The 18,671-nt window shown below is 37.6% G+C and carries 22 protein-coding genes; 7 read left to right on the top strand and 15 right to left on the bottom strand.

The window, feature by feature from the left end:
- Both J4Q03_RS15810 and J4Q03_RS15805 read left to right on the top strand, forming a co-directional pair.
- Positions 1–1,917 carry a fumarate reductase/succinate dehydrogenase flavoprotein subunit gene (locus J4Q03_RS15810; protein WP_426049101.1) on the top strand — a complete coding sequence of 639 codons (1,917 nt, stop codon included), beginning with the start codon at positions 1–3 and terminating at the stop codon, positions 1,915–1,917.
- Between the two features lie 10 nt (positions 1,918–1,927).
- Complete coding sequence (locus tag J4Q03_RS15805; RefSeq protein ID WP_426049100.1) at positions 1,928–2,683, top strand: succinate dehydrogenase/fumarate reductase iron-sulfur subunit; 756 nt, start codon at positions 1,928–1,930, stop codon at positions 2,681–2,683.
- A 295-nt stretch (positions 2,684–2,978) separates the two neighbouring features.
- Here J4Q03_RS15805 and J4Q03_RS15800 read toward each other — a convergent pair whose 3' ends face one another.
- Positions 2,979–3,938 (bottom strand): hypothetical protein, encoded by a 960-nt coding sequence (locus tag J4Q03_RS15800; protein WP_426049099.1) that lies wholly within the window; start codon positions 3,936–3,938, stop codon positions 2,979–2,981.
- Positions 3,939–4,000: 62 nt separating this feature from the next.
- Entirely contained in the window at positions 4,001–5,014 is a 1,014-nt protein-coding gene (locus J4Q03_RS15795; RefSeq protein ID WP_426049098.1) for a nucleoid-associated protein, read from the bottom strand.
- A gap of 333 nt (positions 5,015–5,347) precedes the next feature.
- Here J4Q03_RS15795 and J4Q03_RS15790 point away from each other — a divergent pair, with 333 nt between their 5' ends.
- The 4 genes from J4Q03_RS15790 (at position 5,348) to J4Q03_RS15775 (ending at position 6,525) form a co-directional block, all read left to right on the top strand.
- Positions 5,348–5,509, top strand: a complete 162-nt coding sequence (locus J4Q03_RS15790; RefSeq protein WP_426049097.1) for a hypothetical protein — start codon at positions 5,348–5,350, stop codon at positions 5,507–5,509.
- Between the two features lie 4 nt (positions 5,510–5,513).
- Positions 5,514–5,870, top strand: coding sequence for a DUF7674 family protein (locus J4Q03_RS15785; RefSeq protein ID WP_426049096.1), 357 nt, complete (start codon positions 5,514–5,516; stop codon positions 5,868–5,870).
- 79 nt (positions 5,871–5,949) lie between these two features.
- Positions 5,950–6,081: a hypothetical protein gene (locus J4Q03_RS15780; RefSeq protein ID WP_426049095.1), complete on the top strand. Its 132-nt coding sequence runs from the start codon at positions 5,950–5,952 to the stop codon at positions 6,079–6,081.
- Positions 6,082–6,129: 48 nt separating this feature from the next.
- A complete protein-coding gene (locus tag J4Q03_RS15775; protein WP_426049094.1) occupies positions 6,130–6,525 on the top strand; it encodes a DUF7674 family protein in 396 nt (131 codons plus the stop codon).
- A 402-nt stretch (positions 6,526–6,927) separates the two neighbouring features.
- On the opposite strand, the gene J4Q03_RS15770 is transcribed toward J4Q03_RS15775, so the two are convergent.
- The 6 genes from J4Q03_RS15770 to pckA form a co-directional block, all read right to left on the bottom strand.
- On the bottom strand, positions 6,928–7,653 hold the full coding sequence (locus J4Q03_RS15770; RefSeq protein ID WP_426049093.1) for a YoaK family protein: 726 nt from the start codon (positions 7,651–7,653) through the stop codon (positions 6,928–6,930).
- Positions 7,654–7,928: 275 nt separating this feature from the next.
- The gene (locus tag J4Q03_RS15765) at positions 7,929–8,525 is read right to left on the bottom strand and encodes a methyltransferase domain-containing protein (protein WP_426049092.1); all 597 of its coding nucleotides are present in this window, start codon (positions 8,523–8,525) and stop codon (positions 7,929–7,931) included.
- Positions 8,515–8,892, bottom strand: coding sequence for a glycine cleavage system protein H (locus J4Q03_RS15760; RefSeq protein ID WP_426049091.1), 378 nt, complete (start codon positions 8,890–8,892; stop codon positions 8,515–8,517). The genes J4Q03_RS15765 and J4Q03_RS15760 overlap by 11 nt, the downstream gene beginning before the upstream one ends.
- A 19-nt stretch (positions 8,893–8,911) precedes the next feature.
- Positions 8,912–9,988: a glycine cleavage system aminomethyltransferase GcvT gene (gene gcvT, locus J4Q03_RS15755; protein ID WP_426049164.1), complete on the bottom strand. Its 1,077-nt coding sequence runs from the start codon at positions 9,986–9,988 to the stop codon at positions 8,912–8,914.
- 21 nt (positions 9,989–10,009) lie between these two features.
- A complete protein-coding gene (gcvH, locus tag J4Q03_RS15750) occupies positions 10,010–10,390 on the bottom strand; it encodes a glycine cleavage system protein GcvH (protein WP_426049090.1) in 381 nt (126 codons plus the stop codon).
- Between the two features lie 66 nt (positions 10,391–10,456).
- Positions 10,457–12,061 (bottom strand): phosphoenolpyruvate carboxykinase (ATP), encoded by a 1,605-nt coding sequence (gene pckA / locus J4Q03_RS15745; RefSeq protein ID WP_426049089.1) that lies wholly within the window; start codon positions 12,059–12,061, stop codon positions 10,457–10,459.
- 129 nt (positions 12,062–12,190) lie between these two features.
- On the opposite strand from pckA, the gene J4Q03_RS15740 reads away from it, so the two are divergent.
- A complete protein-coding gene (locus tag J4Q03_RS15740; RefSeq protein ID WP_426049088.1) occupies positions 12,191–12,880 on the top strand; it encodes a Crp/Fnr family transcriptional regulator in 690 nt (229 codons plus the stop codon).
- A gap of 79 nt (positions 12,881–12,959) precedes the next feature.
- Here J4Q03_RS15740 and J4Q03_RS15735 read toward each other — a convergent pair whose 3' ends face one another.
- From J4Q03_RS15735 to J4Q03_RS15705, 7 genes are all read right to left on the bottom strand, one after another.
- Positions 12,960–13,301, bottom strand: coding sequence for a helix-turn-helix domain-containing protein (locus tag J4Q03_RS15735; RefSeq protein WP_426049087.1), 342 nt, complete (start codon positions 13,299–13,301; stop codon positions 12,960–12,962).
- Between the two features lie 50 nt (positions 13,302–13,351).
- Entirely contained in the window at positions 13,352–13,810 is a 459-nt protein-coding gene (locus J4Q03_RS15730; RefSeq protein WP_426049086.1) for a transposase, read from the bottom strand.
- 15 nt (positions 13,811–13,825) lie between these two features.
- Positions 13,826–14,797 (bottom strand): hypothetical protein, encoded by a 972-nt coding sequence (locus J4Q03_RS15725; protein WP_426049085.1) that lies wholly within the window; start codon positions 14,795–14,797, stop codon positions 13,826–13,828.
- Positions 14,798–14,889: 92 nt separating this feature from the next.
- Positions 14,890–16,056, bottom strand: coding sequence for a hypothetical protein (locus tag J4Q03_RS15720; protein ID WP_426049084.1), 1,167 nt, complete (start codon positions 16,054–16,056; stop codon positions 14,890–14,892).
- Positions 16,057–16,195: 139 nt separating this feature from the next.
- Entirely contained in the window at positions 16,196–17,008 is an 813-nt protein-coding gene (locus J4Q03_RS15715; protein ID WP_426049083.1) for a hypothetical protein, read from the bottom strand.
- A gap of 2 nt (positions 17,009–17,010) precedes the next feature.
- Entirely contained in the window at positions 17,011–17,781 is a 771-nt protein-coding gene (locus J4Q03_RS15710; protein WP_426049082.1) for a hypothetical protein, read from the bottom strand.
- Between the two features lie 15 nt (positions 17,782–17,796).
- A complete protein-coding gene (locus J4Q03_RS15705) occupies positions 17,797–18,522 on the bottom strand; it encodes a hypothetical protein (protein WP_426049081.1) in 726 nt (241 codons plus the stop codon).
- Between the last annotated feature and the right edge of the window lie 149 nt (positions 18,523–18,671).

Below are 18,671 nucleotides of genomic sequence, written 5' to 3'. Positions count from 1 at the left end.
ATGATTTTAAATTCAAAAATACCTCAGGGCCCATTGGAACAAAAGTGGGACAACTATAAAAAGAAAGCTAAGCTCGTCAATCCGGCCAACCGTAAAAAGTTAGACGTTATTGTCGTGGGAACCGGACTTGCAGGAAGTTCTGTTGCTGCTTCCCTGGGCGAAATGGGCTACCATGTGAAATCATTCTGTTTCCAGGACAGTCCGAGAAGAGCCCATTCTGTAGCTGCACAAGGTGGCGTGAATGCCGCTAAAAATTATAAAAATGACGGTGACAGCGTGTACAGAATGTTCGTAGACACACTGAAAGGCGGAGATTTCAGAGCCCGTGAAGCCAATGTTTACCGCATGGCGGAATGTTCTTTAAACCTCATCGATCAGGCCGTAGCACAGGGTGTCCCGTTCGGACGTGAATATGGGGGCTATCTCAACAACCGTTCTTTCGGTGGGGTTCAGGTAAGCCGGACGTTTTATGCAAGAGGACAAACCGGACAGCAGCTTCTTTTGGGAGCCTATCAGGCACTGATGAGGCAAGTTGGAAAAGGAACTGTACAACTGTATTCCAGACATGAAATGCTTGACCTGGTCATGATCGATGGTAAAGCAAGAGGAATTATTGTCAGAAATTTAGATACCGGTGCCATTGAAAGACATGCTGCGCATACCGTTGTTCTCGCCACCGGAGGGTATGGCAAAATTTATTATCTGTCAACTTTGGCCATGGGATGTAACGGTTCTGCCATCTGGAGAGCTCATAAAAAAGGAGCTTTAATGGCTTCCCCGAGCTGGATTCAGGTACACCCTACTTCCCTCCCGCAATCCGGAGATTATCAGTCTAAGCTCACTCTGATGTCGGAATCATTGCGTAATGACGGAAGGATCTGGGTTCCTTCAAAAGCTGGTGAAACCAGGCCGCCCAATGAAATTCCGGAAAATGAAAGAGATTACTATCTGGAACGCCGGTATCCTGCTTTTGGAAACCTCGCTCCCAGAGACATTTCTTCCCGTGCCGCCAAAGAAAGAATCGACGCCGGCTTTGGAATCGGACCTTTGAAAAATGCTGTTTATCTTGATTTTTCAAAAGCAATCAGAGAACAGGGAAAGGAAAAGATTCAGGAGAAATATGGAAATTTATTTGATATGTACCTTAAAATTACAGGGTATAATGCTTATAATGAACCTATGATGATCTCACCCTCTGCTCACTTTTCAATGGGCGGGCTTTGGGTAGATTATGAACTGATGACCACTATTCCGGGACTTTTTGCTTTGGGAGAAGCTAATTTTGCAGATCACGGAGCTAACAGACTGGGAGCCAATTCACTTCTGCAGGCTTCTGTAGATGGCTATTTTATTGCTCCTTACACGATTGCCAATTATTTAGCTGATGAGATCCATACCGGAAAAATTTCGCCGGATGCTCCTGAATTTGAAGCAGCAGAAACAGCCGTGAAAGAACAGATTCAGGGTTTCATCAATATCAAAGGAACCAAAACAGTCGATTATTTCCATAAGACCTTAGGAAAGCTTTTATACGATTATTGTGGTCTGGCAAGAAATGAAGAAGGATTAAAATATGCAATAGAAGAAATCAGAAAATTAAAACAGGAATTTTACCGGGATGTACGGGTTTCCGGACAGGTAAGCCAAATGAATTCAGAATTGGAAAAAGCAGGACGTGTGGCCGATTATTTTGAGATTGGTGAACTGATGTGCTATGATGCCTTAACCCGGAATGAATCCTGTGGTGCGCACTTTAGGGAAGAGTTTCAAACTCCGGACGGAGAAGCATTAAGAAATGATGCCGAATATCAGTTTATCTCCGCCTGGGCCTGGAAAGGCGAAAGCACTGAACCGGAACTGATCAAAGAACCGCTGATATTTGAAGAAATACAGCCGAGCGTAAGAAGCTACAAATAAAACAGAAATTATGGATTTACATCTTAAGATATGGAGACAGAAAGACAGAAAGAGTGAAGGAAAACTGGTCAGTTATGATCTGAAAGAACTGAATCCTCACATGTCTTTCCTGGAAATGCTGGATACTTTAAATGAAAAACTCATTACAGAAGGCGATGAACCCGTAGAATTCGATCACGACTGCCGTGAAGGAATCTGCGGACAGTGCGGTATGATGATCAACGGCATTGCCCACGGACCTTTGAAGAACACGACGACCTGCCAGCTTCACTTGCGGTCTTTCAAAAACGGGGAAACTATTTTAATCGAACCTTTCCGGGCAGGAGCATTTCCTGTAAAGAAAGACCTTAAAGTAGACCGGTCGGCTTTTGACAGAATTATTTCTTCAGGCGGATTTGTATCGGTGAATACAGGCCAGGCCCCTGATGCAACAGCTATTGCCGTTACCCACCAAACAGCTGAGGAAGCTTTTGATGCTGCAGCCTGTATTGGGTGTGGTGCGTGTGTAGCCACCTGCAAAAATGGAAGTGCCGCCTTATTCACTTCTGCGAAAATCACTCATATGGTCCTTCTGCCTCAGGGTAAAGAGGAAAGAAGCGAACGTGTACTGAATATGGTCAGCCAGATGGATCATGAGCTTTTCGGGCACTGTTCCAATACGGAAGCCTGTGAGGTGGAATGTCCTCAGGGAATTTCTGTGCTGAATATCGCCAGAATGAATTATGAGTATGGAAGAGCGTTATTTTTCAGGAAAAAGAGCCAATAAAAGAACATACAATAGAAATAGCGGAGAAAGCAAATTGCCCAATCCGTTTTTTTATTTAATCTGGGTTTGGAATAAAGATTAGAATTAAGCGCAATGTAAATAATACTTTATACAGCATTCAGTTGATTCTTTAGGATAAACAAAGCCGTTTCACTCATTGATAAGCAGTACACAATAAGTATATAGAGCTTTGATGAATGAAATGCCTTGTTTGTCTTTGCGATAAGAATACAATTGTTTCAGGCATTTACCTATCCTTAATTCGGGTTATTTTTTATTCTATTTCCCCATGAGTCTAAATTCCCGGTATCGTTATTTTCTTAGGATCCTTTTCATGGTAAAAGATTTCGACGGTTCCTTGTTTTGGAACAGATGAAAGATCAAGAAGCCGTACAATTTTTTTGTAGGTTGTCATGTGCTCAATTCCTTTAAAATCTTTAAATCTAACCTGGAACATAATCTGGGGCTGATCATTCACCGTCAGCCCGGTTTGGGTAACGCTGATGATTTCTGCCTGAGCATTTCTTCCGGCAAACAGAATCTGCTCTTCTTTTTTGTTCTTTGTAAGCTTCCCAACGATCAGTTTATATACCAATAAGGTTAAAAGAAACATGATTCCGCTAAAAATAATCGGATGCATGAAGGTAAGGAACCTCCATCCGAAATCAAATGATTCTCTGAGGTAAAAATAGCTGTAAAGCCCTATGACATAAGCAACCATAAAAATCACCAGTAGGATCCTGAAGATCATATTTTTAACTTTAAATTTGGTCTGTGCCCCGCTTAGAATAAAATAGGGTTCTTTCGAAGTATCCGGATTCAGAAGAACCTTAACTGTTTTTCCAACATCAAATCTTTTTTCCTGAGGTTTTGTATCATAGAACATCATTTCATGCCGGATCAGTGTATTGCTGAGATTCTGAAAAGAAAGCACAATATGGATGAGATTGATATTGCTCTCAGGGTTATACTTTACAAGCTTATACTCTGTAATTTCCGCTTCCCTTGGAAGCCCGTTCTGTATAATATGACTGATGGTATTTTTTTCCTTAAATGTCTTAATGAGAAGATTATTGATCAGAAAAATTAAAACATACAGCCATATCAGCAAAGAAAAACCGAGATATACATAGCTCACGGCCACTGTATTTCTCGGTTCTGTTGTTATTTCCGAAGTCATCATATAAATAAAGATCGGAAACGGTATGCAGAAAAAAAGCATATAAAGTGCCCAGAAAATGATCATAAATTTCATAACTTTTTATTTTGCGGTGCGAGATAAAGTTATGATATTATTCTTTAATGGACCTTTCTCCGTTAAACTTCTTTATCGAAATAAAGTCTGTAGTATTTTCCTTTGTCGTCCTCACCCATTTCAAGCTTCTGCCTGTCACCATGGATATAGATGTGGAAGTTTTTATCAAGTTTAATGATACTTTTGAAATGACGCTGGGTTTTCTTTACAGCAGCTTCACTGATGGGGAATTCTTCAGCAATATTCACCTGCATATCCTGCTCGTAATCGGTTTTGAAATTCACGAAACTTTCAATCACATGCTGGTCTCCCAATACTTCATTGGTAAAATCATCCAGCTTAAATTCTTCTTTCTCTTTGAAGAAATTAATGGATTTATTTAAGAAATCTGCCTGGTCTGCTTTGGAAACTTCAAATTCCTGCGGAAGCTGTTTTGTGATATAGTCTTTATAAACCATCAGAGCTTCCTGGGTATGGAAATATTCGTCGTCACGCTGTTTTACTTTCAGAAAATCTTCAAACCAGTAGTACATATCTCCGTTTTTGTTGTTGTCCACAACAGAAAGTACATATCCGGTCTCTTTATTATTATTGTAGATTAAAGCTGCTTTATCTATTTTGGACAGACCGATTCCCTGATCTTTTTCGATGTCAAAAGTTTCTGCCTGAGGAGAAATTTTCAGGAAAGATTCTCTCTTTTCTGTTTTAAAGATTCCGATCTTGTCTACTTTATCCGGACGGTCACTTTCTTCTTCAAAAAGTACAATAAACAGCTCCCCGCCCTGAACTCTAGGGTTTTCAGCCGCTTCAAAAAGGTGTTTTGCAATATTTTCAGATTCCCAAAGGAACTTTGCTTTGTCTTCAAAAATTTCGGATACGGAACTGTAAACCGGATTATTGACCAAATATGTGTCACTGTAAAAATTGAAGGTTTCTTCTGATTTAAAAGAACCTAAAAAATAATCTTCAAGCAACTCTGCCATTCCTTCTTCCAGCTTCAGCTCTTCCTGAGACAGCGTTAAAGATTCTCCGTTGATTTTATTTCCTACTCGGTGTACTATAATTTTTGAAAACATGTCCTGAATAATTTGGAGTGCAAAGATATTCATTCTATTCTTTCCATCATACAAATAAAATAATCCCAAAAGCCAAAAGTTGATATAACATTAAGTTTTGCATGATGTTAAAAAAAGTATATTTTTTTATCTCTTGCAGATTGGCAGCCGGAGCAGATTATACTTCAAAATAAGCTTCTTCATTTCGTTTTGATAAAAAGCTTATCATTTTGACAGGATAGTTCCGATTCCGGCATACTCTAAAAAACAAACAACTATCTGATTTTCAAATTTTTAAATAAAATTCACTTTCAAAGGAACGCCATTCGCTTTGTTATTTTCAAAATATATAATATGGACTTGAATACCTTAAACCGCATCGACAAATTAAGAAGATTAAAAAGCAGAGGCCCGCAAACCCCGAAATGGCTGAAACCTTACCATATGCTATTCATGGCTTTCCTGACCATTTTCATCTTCGGAGCCATCATTAAACTTTTAGACCAAAATCATTAATCATATGAACTATTCAGAAGCCGTCCAGGAAATTACAGAGATTATTCCTGACTTTGAAAATGATCTTACGGAAAGTACTCAACAGAACCCGTATAGTTTGATCCGGACTTTCACTGAGCGTATCAAAAGTATGGTCCGACAGAATGACAGGAATGTTTTATTTAAAAGTCTCCAAAAGATGGATAAAATTTACACAAACGGAGATACTGATTTAAAAATTGCAGTAGAAGGAACTTTCATTTATTCTCTGGACAATTTTACAGCTTTCTGTGGCGGGGAATACCGAAAAGTGATTTTTAGTCACATTTCAAAGGAGTTACAACAGATATACTCAAGACAGATATACAATCATGGCATATAAATTTTATTAAATTTTTATTATGTTTCGTTGCAAAAGCACATTTTGCCTGAAAACTAAAACGATTAAAAATCAACAGGTTATGAAAACAAAAATCAGAAGAATTTCCGACTGGAAAACGTGGAAAACAACGACTAGCAGGCACAATACGGAGGTATTGCTTACTCACATTGCAGTGATCGTAGGGGTTTTTATAATTGCTGCCATGCTGTAAATTTTGGTACACATTTAGCTGCAAGATAAGTACTGAAAAATGTTAGTTATGATGAAAGTACAAATGCAGGCTATCAATAAAAAAATAGCCTTTGAATACTTAAAATTTTTCTATCCGCCACTTCGAAATGAGATCACACAGTTATCTGTTCAGGAAAACTTTGCCGGTGTTATTCAGGCTACTATCAATTATTTGAAGGATATGCTGCAGGAATCTAAGATCTATATCGTAGCGCATCACATTAAACTGATGGACTGGATTTACAGAAACGGTGATTCTTATGTAAGAACCGTCATCGAAAACCTGTTTGTAAGGTCTCTGGAAAGTTTTAAAAAGCATTCCAAGATCCAACAATGGAAGCTTCTTTATCAGAATATGCCTGATAACTTTCAGCTTATTTATAATGAGCAGCAGAAGCAGGATGAGATCTTTTTCGGGAAATAAGAAATAATTTAATTTGTAAATAGGCTCTTCAGGCACCGTGTCTGAGGAGCTTTTTATTTGATTTTAAAACATTTGGCAAAAGCGGAGATAGTGTTATGTTTTACAGATATTTCATTAAATTATATTTCACCATATGGTGTAAAATGTATACTTTTGCAAAAAAACATCCGATAAGCTGATACTTATTGGAGATATTAATCTTTAGTCAACTATGGATTATACAACCTAACAAATTTTGACGATGTGTAATCAGATCCTTGAAATATCCTTTCATTATTTATTTGATCTGAGAGCAACCCTCCCCTGACTAACTGCCGGGGGAGTTTTTTATTGAGCCTTTTTACAAAAATTTTAAATTCATTTAAGGCAGGTACAGAATATGTGGCAAAATTAATTAAACATCTATCTGAGTTTTCTTCTTAAAAAATAATACCTGTACAGAATCCTGTCATACCAGATTATATAAACAAGAAATCCTGAGGCAAACAATAATGTTTTTATATAAAAAAGCTTATACAAAAGGCCTCCTACAATACAGCCAGAGAAAAAGCATATAATAATTACCAGTTTCAAAAATATACTTTTTTTAAGTTGCTGGTGAGCCGTATATTCTTTATTAAATACTATTTGGGACAAATCTATTCCTAAATCTGTAAAGAGACCTGTAAGATGGGTTGTTCTTACAACTGATTGAGAAACTCTGGTTACCAAAGAGTTCTGAATCCCCATAGAAAAAAGCAGTATATAGGCAATGATATGGGAGGAAAGCGAAAAAGCCCGTGGCAGATCACCCGATAATCCTACAAAAGATAAAAGTATAATTTCTATTATAATAGGAAACGTATGTGGCCGTATTTTTTTTCCGTTCCGATAAAATTCAATAATCAGGCTTGATATAAAAGAACCCATCAGAAAAAACAGAATGAAAAGCAAATACATAAAGGCCGACTGGTGTTTCTTGAAAAGTATTTCTTCAGAAAAAAAAGCAAAATGCCCTGTTATATTGGTTGTTAAAACTTTTACGGATAATACTCCGGTAATATTGACGATGCCTGCAACAAAAGAAAGTGCTGATGCAAGTTTAAGATTATGAGAATAGGTTCTCCGTTTTCCTCTGTGGCGAAACATGTTTTATGATATTTAAATAACATTGATATAATAAAAAGCAGAATCAACACATTAAAAATCTCAAAGTTCTAATCAATTCCCGAGATGAGATGAATGTTAAAAAGTATTACTACAAAAGAATTGTAGTAATACAAAAAAAATATACATAATCGTCAGACCTATGTATTCTGTTTGCTCAATAATTTATTTTCATCCTGTGTTTTACTATTTCAGAAAACACCCGATTCTGCATATCCATTCAATAAATGCCGGGCTTTATTCATTTTTATGACAGACTAGCTTATCTTTTTCCAGAAATTCAATAAGCCGTTATAATCAGTCTTTTCCAAATCGAAACTGCTTGGAATTTCATCCCATTTACTCCAGTAAGTGACCAAACGCGTTCCTACCGGTGTTTTATCCAGCTGATCTCTTACATAATTGGAGTAGGCATAATATAGATCTTTATCTGTAGGCACTTTATCATCAATGGAACATGTAAGATCTATATTTTCATAAAATGAATTAAAAAAATAAAATGCATTATAATCAGAAAAGGAAACTTCATTAATATTGGAATGAATAAAGTTCACATTAGAAATTTTGTGTTTTTCAGCTATTTTTTTTGATATTTTAATAAGGAATTCCCTCTGCTCGACACCATAGAATATTCCCCGGGTAGAGGCAGCGCCCACTAAGCAGAATTTCCCGGCACCGGCACCAATATCCAATACTTTACTGTTAGGAGCTTCCGCCAGATATTCAGCGGCCGTTCTTGCCACTTCAACAGGAGTCCAGTGACGGCTTGCCAGTTCTTTGATATGAACGGGATAGAGCTTATTGAACTCACTGTCTTTTACGTCAATATTTAATTTGAGATGCTTAAAAATCATTTAACAATAGATTATATTCTTCACAGGTTAAAAATTCGTTGGCAAAGATATGGGTTGAAATGCTCAAAAACCAATTATTATAAGGGTCCGTATTGACGTGTGAAGGCTTAGTGTTTAAAATAGTATTCACTGCTGTAATTTTACATGCACAGGGTGCGATAAGGGAGAAGGTTGCATTAATTCCGTAAACGGCTCCCCATGACACTGATTTTCCTATTGTACTTCCTTTCAAATCGAGTTCGATCAGGTTAATCTCTCCTATTTCTTTTTGTGCAAAATCAGTGATACCGATACAAAAGTCATACAGTCCAACTTTTCTTAGCCACAAATGATCTTTAGTATAGTACAGGTTTTGAGGAATTAACATATTGATTAAAATTTATTTTTTAAACAAAGGGAGTCCTGGCAATAACGGCTCTAACGGGTTTGTTTCTGATATTGATAAAGATTTCACCTCCAATACTGGAGTTATTTGTAGAGACATATCCCATTCCTATCGCCTTTTTTAATGTTGGAGATCTCGTACCTGATGTTACAACACCTATAATTTCTTTATTTTCATTCCAGATCTCATAATCATGACGGGGAATTCCTTTTCCGGTCATTTCAAAGCCCACTAATTTTCTGGCTACTCCGATTTCTTTCTGGGTTTTAAAAAAATCACTATTGACAAAATCTTTTGTAAATTTTGTAATCCAGCCTAAACCGGCTTCTATAGGTGATGTTCCTTCATTGATATCATTTCCATATAAACAAAATCCCATTTCCAGACGAAGTGTATCCCTGGCAGCAAGTCCCGCCGGTACAATCCCTTCATCTTTTCCAGCCTGAAAAACAGTATCCCACAAATGCTCTGCATATTTATTTTCAACATAGATTTCAAATCCTCCTGCTCCTGTATAACCAGTTGCTGAAATTAAAACATTGGGAATATGGGCAAATTCACCTATTGTAAAAGTATAATATTCCAATTTTTTTAAATTGATGTCTGTAAGCTTCTGCAGAGTGTGTATTGCTTTTGGTCCCTGAACAGCGATTAAAGAAATACCGTCTGAAATATTTGTTACTTCGGCATCAAAAGAATTATGCCTGCGAATCCAGTCCAGGTCTTTCCTGATATTTGAGGCATTAACAACCAATAAATATTCATTGCCGGTGATCATATACACCAAGAGGTCATCAATAATTCCGCCTCTATCGTTGGGCATACAGCTGTACTGCACTTTCCCGGGACTCAGTTTTGAAACGTCATTTGTAGTCATCTTCTGGATTAAATCCAAAGCTTCCTTTCCATGTATCAAAATCTCGCCCATATGAGAGACATCAAAAATACCGACTCCGTTTCTAACAGCCTCATGCTCATGATTTACTCCCGTATACTGAACAGGCATTTCATAACCTGCAAATTCCACCATTTTCCCACCAAGTATATGATGTATTGTATTAAGTGCCGTTTTCTTTATTATTACAGAGCGCATATTGTATTATAAACCTATTAAAGATAAGTATGAGGAAGATCTCAGAAGACCTTCTACATCAAAAAGATTCTCAATCTTAATTTTGATCATCCATCCATCTCCATACGGATCGGAATTAACGAGTTCAGGATTGGTACTTAACTTTGGATTGAGCTCAATGACTTCACCTGCAATGGGCAGAAAAAGATCTGATACTGTTTTTACCGCTTCAACAGCTCCAAATATTTCATGCTGTTTTAATTTCTCTCCAAGGGTTTCGATTTCAACATAGACAATATCGCCTAATTCTTTCTGGGCAAAGTCAGTGATTCCAATGTATGCTGCACCGCCTTCTATTCTTACCCATTCATGATCCTCAGTATATAAAAGGTTTTCAGGAATTTTCATTTTTATTTTTTTTTGCCAGGGATGCTATCCCTTATTCTCAATATTTATACTATGATTACGGCGTGATCATATTTTAATTATAGCAGGATCTAAAACCGGGCCTCCATTCATTATTTCTTCATTGGCAAATGATTCAAAATCTTTAAAGTTCAATATAAATTGTGATGCGAGACTATTGGCTTTATCATCATATGCTGACTGATCTTCCCAGGTATTTCTGGGATTTAAAAGCTCTGAAGGGACGCCTTTACATTCAACGGGCATCTTTAATCCAAATACAGCATCACTTACAAAATCCACATTCTTTAATTCATTTTCCAATACTGCGGTAATCATCGCCCTGGTATAGGAAAGTTCTATACGTTTTCCTATTCCATAGGCTCCTCCGGACCAACCAGTGTTAATAAGCCACACGTTTACTTTATTATCTTTTAGCTTTTTCCCTAATAATTCTGCATATTTTGTCGGATGCAGGGGTAAGAACGGTTTTCCAAAGCAGGCGGAAAACGTGGTCTGAGGTTCAGTGATTCCTTCTTCAGTTCCTGCTACTTTCGCAGTATATCCGGAAACAAAATGATACATCGCCTGCCCTGCTGTTAATTTTGAAATAGGAGGCAGTACTCCAAAAGCATCACAGGTTAAAAAGAAAATGTTATCCGGCATTCCACCGATAGAAGGATGTATGGCATTATCAATAAAATCGATAGGATATGCTGCCCTCGTATTTTCAGTTACAGGAGTATCATCGTAATCAACAATATCGGTACCTTCAAGAAAACGCACATTTTCAAGCAATGTTCCAAAACGTATTGCTGAAAAAATCTGCGGTTCTTTTTCCTTACTTAAATTCACGCATTTCGCGTAGCATCCACCTTCAAAATTAAAAACACTTTCGTTGTCCCATCCGTGTTCATCATCACCAATTAATTTCCGGAGCGGATCTGCAGAAAGGGTAGTTTTTCCGGTTCCTGAAAGACCAAAAAATACCGCAGTATCTCCATCATCACCAATATTGGCAGAACAGTGCATTGAAAGTACATTTTTTTCATGTGGCAGTAAATAATTTAATACCGTAAAAATTCCTTTTTTGATCTCTCCGGTATAAGCACTTCCTCCGATCAGAATTATCTTTTTCGAAAAATTAATGATTGTAAAATTATGCTGCCGGGTCTTATCAACTTCAGGCACAGCTCTAAACTCAGGAGCTACCAATATTAACCACTCGTGCTGAAAAGTCTCCAATTCCTTTTGAGAAGGTCTTAGAAATAAATTGCTGACAAATAAACTCTGCCAGGGTTTTTCAGTAACGACCCTTATATTTAATTGATATTCAGCTTTTGCACAGGCATAAACATCTTTAACATACAGATCTCTGGCAGAGAGATGGGCAGTAATACAATGGTACAAACTGTCGAAATCTGCCGGCTGAAAAGGATGGTTTACCTCTCCCCACCATATAGAGTCTTTGGTTTTTTCATCTATAACAATGTATTTATCCTTTGGAGAACGACCTGTAAATTCACCGGTATCACAGGCTAATGCTCCAGATCTCGTTATAATGCCCTGGTTTTTTTTTAACGTCTGTGATATTAACTGAGGTTCTGATAAATTCCAAAAAACATCTTTAGCAGGGTTAATACCAAGATTCTTTAGATGTTCTGTATATTCCATTAAAATCAATTTATTGTTTACGTAAAAGTAGAGAGTTTATCAGTAAACCATAATGATCCAGGTCTTGATAAAACTTGATTTAAGTCAAGTTATTCCTTAGCTAAAAATAGCTTAGTTTTGTTTTATAGTATGATTTCAAAATTTATTTTTAACAATCAATATCTTTATGAAGAGCTTCCGGAGTGTGATAAGGATCTGCTCAAGGGAATAATGCATCATAAAAATTACCGTAAAAATGAAGCAGTATTCACTGACGGTACAATTCCTAATGGAGTTTTTTATTTAAAATCAGGGAAAGTAAAAAAATACAAGGTAGATAATGATGGCAGGGAACAGATCATTTACATTTACAATTCAGGGGAGTTTTTTGGATATTCAGCTATTTTAAGTGATGAGTCGTATGGAGATACCACCCAGACTCTTGAAAATTCGGTCATCTCTTTTATTTCAAAAGATGATTTTCTTGCATTACTTGATCAATCGGTGGTATTCTCAAGATTACTCTTAAAAAGTTTAAGTCATGAATTCAGTGTCATGGCAAACCTGATGACTGTATTATCCCAGCGGACCGTCAGAGAGCGGGTGGCTCTCAGCCTGTTAATTTTACATAATAAATATAAGGCAAGTAATATGAGCAATGAAGACAGCGTATTCATTACGCTATCACGCCAAGATTTAGCCAATATGGCCGGTACAGCCAATGAAACATTAGCACGCATACTTCATGATTTTAAAGAGGGTCATCTTATTATTATGGAAGGTCGTAAAATACAGTTAATCAATTTTGATCTGTTAACTAAGATCGCCAATTTTTATTAATGAATATGATCATCTGCTATTAAGTAATTCCTTAAAATCAGGTAAATGACGGCTATTTACAGAACTAAGTGGTGAAGATTCAGATAGTTTCATCTTGGATTGAAAATAATCTCTTCCATCTGGCAACCGTATTTCTGCTTAGCTTAAAGTGTCGTGCAAGCTGCATATTATTCAATTTGTTTTTTTCCTGATAATTCAAAATCTTAAGTATAGAAGATTTATTGTAAGACCGGTGGCTTTGATTAAACGCTTCTGTCCCCTGATCTGCCAGCCCAAAGATCTTCCGGTTAAGTTCTATGATATCCAATACTGATAGTTCCTGTTTATCTAACAGGAATTTACACTCCTCTTTTCTATCAGGATGCTTTTTATTTATTATATCGTTATAGATACGATGATAATCCGGACTTAAATTTTCCATAATGCTTTTGATAATGATTGCTTTTTTATAGTCGGTTTTTTATAATAATGTCACCGGTTTACATAGAACTTATTTCTTAAGGCATACTTCTTTATCCAGTTGTATAAAGTTGTTTTAGGAATTTTATATTCATCTATAACCTGCTGTTTTGTTTTTTCTCCACTTTTTATCGATTCCAGAATGAAATCTATTACTTCTTTGGTGTATATATTTTTCCTGAACTGAGGAAGCATGGATTCTTTTTCTTTTGAAGAACTATTATAATTCATACTTCCCGGTGGAGCATACAATATCAAATGCTGAGAATAGACTCTGAAAAAATCATATTCAAGTAATTTGGACCATTTCAATAAAATATCTGTAGGCAGTTGCTCCTGTAAAAACATCTGCCTTATCTCTTCATTATTACATTTAAGAAAATTACAAATACGTTCTGTTTCAATCTCAAGTTCCACGACCCGTTGTTTGACTAATGAGCCTATGTGGATGTTTTTAAAATCCCTGTCCATAATTTTTTAAGGGTGTTATGGGGTAGAAAGTTGCTGTAGAGAGAAATTTCTGCTTTCCGACAAAGATGCCGGTGCTGTAATGTGGGCATCATTCGTAGGCTTATTTAATGCACCCCAGTTCATTGTAAGATAGACTTTGTCACCTGCATTAAGATGTACAATGCAGTTCACATTAATGGGCGTGTTTCCTGTTGAAGCAGTGCCATTATCGATATTCCCCCTGTTTCCGCCAATAATATTGAAAAGTGAAGTTCCATTCTTAGTAATATTCAGGTTGATCCCTGTAAAGGCTCCAGATCCTGAAACCGTTCCTCCGCTTCCAAAATAAGCATAACCTTCTATTTTATAAATTCCTGACTCCAATATCTGCCAGTAATCTCCAGCATCATTCCAGACTGCAGAGCCACCCTGGTTCACAATAACATCTCCTACAGAAAACGGAATAATCTGAGGAATACTGCTGTTGAAACTCGTTAAATTACCTCCTGAATAAGTAACTGTATCAGAAGCTCCCAGTGCAGCAATGGTAGGAATTGTTTTGTTAATTAAGATTCCTATTTCCCAGGTCGTCCCGCTGGTTGTTCCTTTACTGATAAACATGGTATAGCCGCCGGGTGTTAAAGTTACACTTGAAACTCCTGCACCAGACTGATTATCTATCAGTTCAGATCCACTGGCTGCAATAGTAAGAGGCGCAGTCCCTACATTTTTGATATAATAAATTCGGCCTAATATATTTCCTGCAGCAGGAGCCGCAGCGGTTGCAGCAGGGAGAGTAAATGTTCCTGCTGAAGTTCCGCTATAGGCCATATAAAAATCATGGGTCCCCAATGTTGTAGAAACAGCTACACTCTTGTACTGTCCTGCTATAGAACCGTTCACTGTAAAGGTACTTCCCGGTAATGCTGTATTAATTCCAACATTTCCGGCTTGGGAATAAATAATATTTGGCAGCATCAGTACAGCTGCAATTAATAAGTTTTTCATAATAACATTTTTAGGCATTAAATAATTTAGAATTGTACTGTGATTTCCAGGATGATCATCCCTAAACAGTCAGCTTACATTTTCCCTGTCTGCTAATTTTTATTAACAAACTTTTCCATTTCTATACTTTTTTCTTTTAAAGTTTTTATTTCTTTCTTTAATTCGAAAACATACAGATACAGTTCCTCTATTTTTTCCAGATTTATTTCTGCTGCTCTGTTGAGGATAATCCCGCCCTGAGTTTTTATTTCAGAGGCAGAAGGAACGCCTGGTAAATGTTTATTAAGACGTGTAAACTCTTCCACTTCATCCAGCTCCATCATTGTATATGAAGAGTTTAACTTTGATATTCCCTCAAAATGTTTTTCAAATACATAATCCGGAGTAACTGTTCCTGAAGCCAGAATATTTCCTATGACATGCAGTTTTTGAGAAGGGGTCTCGGTCCCGATGCCAAAATTCCCGTTTGTGGCCAGTGTGGCCCTGTTGGAACCCACATTAAGAGTCAAAGGTCCGGAAGAGGTACCTGTACCGACAAGTAATCCTGTACTCCCCGTGGACAATAATCTGGAGCTGCCGTCATTTAAAAGTTCCATATCAAGCATACGGTTTGAATTGATCAGTGCTCTGATCAGGGAGCTGGAACTGCCTCTGGTAATAAGTCTTGTACTGCCGGGAACAGCAACATTAACATCAAATGCTATATGATTATTTACATTACTGACGCCATTTTGAAACCATAGCATTTTATTATTGGTATTAACCATTCTGTCACTGTTGAGCGTTCCGTCAGAATTATAAATATTCAATCCCAGCGGAAGGGTAACAGAGCTTGAAGAAACTCCGTTTACCGTAGTGGTGAGTGTATTTCCTGAAACCGTATTGCTTATACTATTAATAATCGGTGCAGTACGGGCTATTCCATTTACTGTAGAGGTCATGGTATTCCCCGAGCTGCTTAATGCATGGGTAATTGTAGCTCCTGCTTTTATCCATTTTGAGCCATCATTGTAGTATAATCCGGGAGTCACATCAGAAACAGTTGCCGTATTATATATCATCATTCCTGCCACATGAGCACTAAGCGGCGAGGGGCTTGAAGTGGAGGTTAATGTAATACGCGTATTGAGAATACCTTTGTTGGTGGATACTACGTCCAGCGCTGCATCAGGATTCGGAGTAGAAGTATTAATTCCGATCTGACCAAAAGAAAGTGTAGAAGCCAAAACAGCTCCTAAAATGATTGCATTTTTTTTCATTGTGTATGTGTTTTATTATTGTGTTTTAATTAAATAACAGGAAAATGATCATGTAAACTGACTGTACCGAGTGCTCTACAAAATAAAATTCTGGCCGTCCTGTTTTTTCATCCCTGTTCTTCCATTACGCCCCATTATTTTAAAAGCTTCCCATGTACCGTAAAGTAAGATTGGAAAGGGTACCATTAGGGGTAATTGTGACAGGGTCTGTAAAGCCGGCATCTCTGTAATACCTGTTGATCGAGAACCGGATCCTGTCATTTACATTGAGCGTTACGAATCCAGATATAGCCGAATTACTGTCGAAAATAGTGGCTCCGCTGGGAAAGCCGTAGGCAGTCCGCAGATTAGGAGCAGGTTCTGCTCCATTGACCAAAATCATCCCTTCATAGGCGTCTCTGGCAGCATTAACACCATTACCGATGCTATGAAGAGAGAGGACACCCTGCACGTGATAAGTTCCTGCTTTTTTTACAACCAGTTCACCGGATGCATTGATCTCAAAATTACCTGTATCATTGGCAATAAGCGTATTGATATCAAAACCAAGGGTCCTTACATTCGTTGAGGATGAAGTCAGAGGACCTTCATTAAAGGTATTTTTACAGCTTACATAGGTAATGGTTTTATCCGTGGTCATTTTATTCATGGAGAAAAAAGGAATCCATGTATTGCCTGTATTATTCCACCAGTAAAAACCTCTTTCAACAGCCTCGGTCAGAGGATCTTCAAAATCAAGAAAAACCAGTAATCCATGCTCTTTGGCATTCGTCACATTCAGCGAAGTTACTCTGGGAACAATGACTCCTTCATTGCTTAAAGGATTATTTTTATCAGCTGTCCTGATTTCCAGTGTCGTTTTGGGTGTATTGGTGTTGACCCCTACCTGAGAGCTTAGAAGGCCAAAACAAAATAAATTTCCCACTATAAGTAAAGTTGAAATATTTTTCATAATTAATCTAAATAAGATAAGGTTAGTGTATAAATAGACTCCGGGCCCACTGCAGTATCACAGGAGTTAATTCTCCTCGTTTGTACGGATATTCTCTGCCCTTTAGTTAATATAATAATATCCGAAATAGTATGATTGGTACTTCTTTTAGCATTATCTGCAGACGGTAAGGGTGATTTGGATATCAGTACAGGTGTGGCCCCGTTATTGATAAAAACACCCACTTCCGTTAAGGTAGCCCCAAGATCACCGCTGTTCTTATATAGCCCACCGGTGAAGAATAATGAATAATTCCCGGTTTTTCCAACAATAATATCCCCATTCTGTAATGTATAATTGGCATCCGGTGCCTTCAATGATGTGAATGGAGCTTTAAACCAGATATTGATGTTCGCATCTCCGCTGGCAATGACCGGAAAGCCAATTCCCGAAGCTATTGTTTTAAAAAGATTTTTGCCTAAAATTTTGGTCTGGAAAATATATTGCCATAATTTTTTGTTATCATCCCAAAAATAATACCCCTCAAAACCGGCTGCGCCAGTACCGGCATTATCTAAAAATACCAACATTGCATTCTGATTCTGCCCGGGATCAGCAGCCGAAAAACGGCTGACGGTAGGAAATAATATACCTGCTGAATTCTCCGGAGTATCAGGATTTTTTGCACGGATATCCAACAAAGACCGTGGGCTGCTTGTATTGATACCTACCCCATTTTGGGCATACAAACTCCCTAAGGAAAAAATTAAAAAAAATAGAGTTATCTTTTTCATAGTATTAAGCATTAATTAATCATTCAAGTAAGTCATTGTAATACAATTGGTTCCATACCCCGTATAAACAGTACTTCCAGTTTCCGTGGTCTTCTGTATGGTCACTATTACAACATCATTCTGGGCTAATGTTAAAATCCCGCTAAGGGCAACACTGGTAGCCGTTGTTCCTTCATTAGTTAAAGAGTTAGAAGTTGTCAAAACTGTTGTTCCGTTCTTTTTGATTCTGTAGGTATAGATGGCCCTGTTCTCGTTTACAGTACCCACTGTTTTTTTTAATGCTGAATTAAAACTGACCAGGTAGGTGCCGCTCTTTCCTACGGTAATCTGATTACCCGAAACAGAAAAACCGGCAGGATCATAAGCCTTTAATGTACTGAACAGCACATTGTTTTCTGTATTTCCAGAGGCAGAATACCCACTTCCGGTTACTACATAAATAGCATCATCATAGAGACGGTTAAAATTACTTAGAAAAGAAACCCAGTCTGTACCGTCCCAATAATAAAACCCATCGGGAAGTGTGCCATGCTGAGATAAAAAAACCGTATGGCCTTTTGCCTGGGCAGCAGGAAAAACTTTTACCCTGGGAATTAAAATTCCGTCCATACCCGTAGGAGAGGAAATACTCGTCGGTTCTAAATGAAGGCTTGCGGAAGGAACCACAGTCCTTATTCCCACCTGGGCAAATGAGAATATAGAGGCCAGTATGGCCCCCAGAATAATTGCATTTTTTTTCATTGTGTCGTGTTTCTAGAATTGTATATTAACCTTAAGCAGCAAGAGTATACATCCGGCAAGTTGTATCGATGCCGACTTGGGAATGCCTGGAAAGTATAAAGCGCAGGTGGGGATTACATATTTTTTCATCTCAATGGGTATTGTAGTGT

This window comes from Chryseobacterium sp. NFX27, assembly GCF_049887855.1.
Taxonomy (GTDB): domain Bacteria; phylum Bacteroidota; class Bacteroidia; order Flavobacteriales; family Weeksellaceae; genus Chryseobacterium.
Note: the sequence above shows the minus strand (reverse complement) of the source record. Positions and strands in the feature narration are given on the sequence as shown.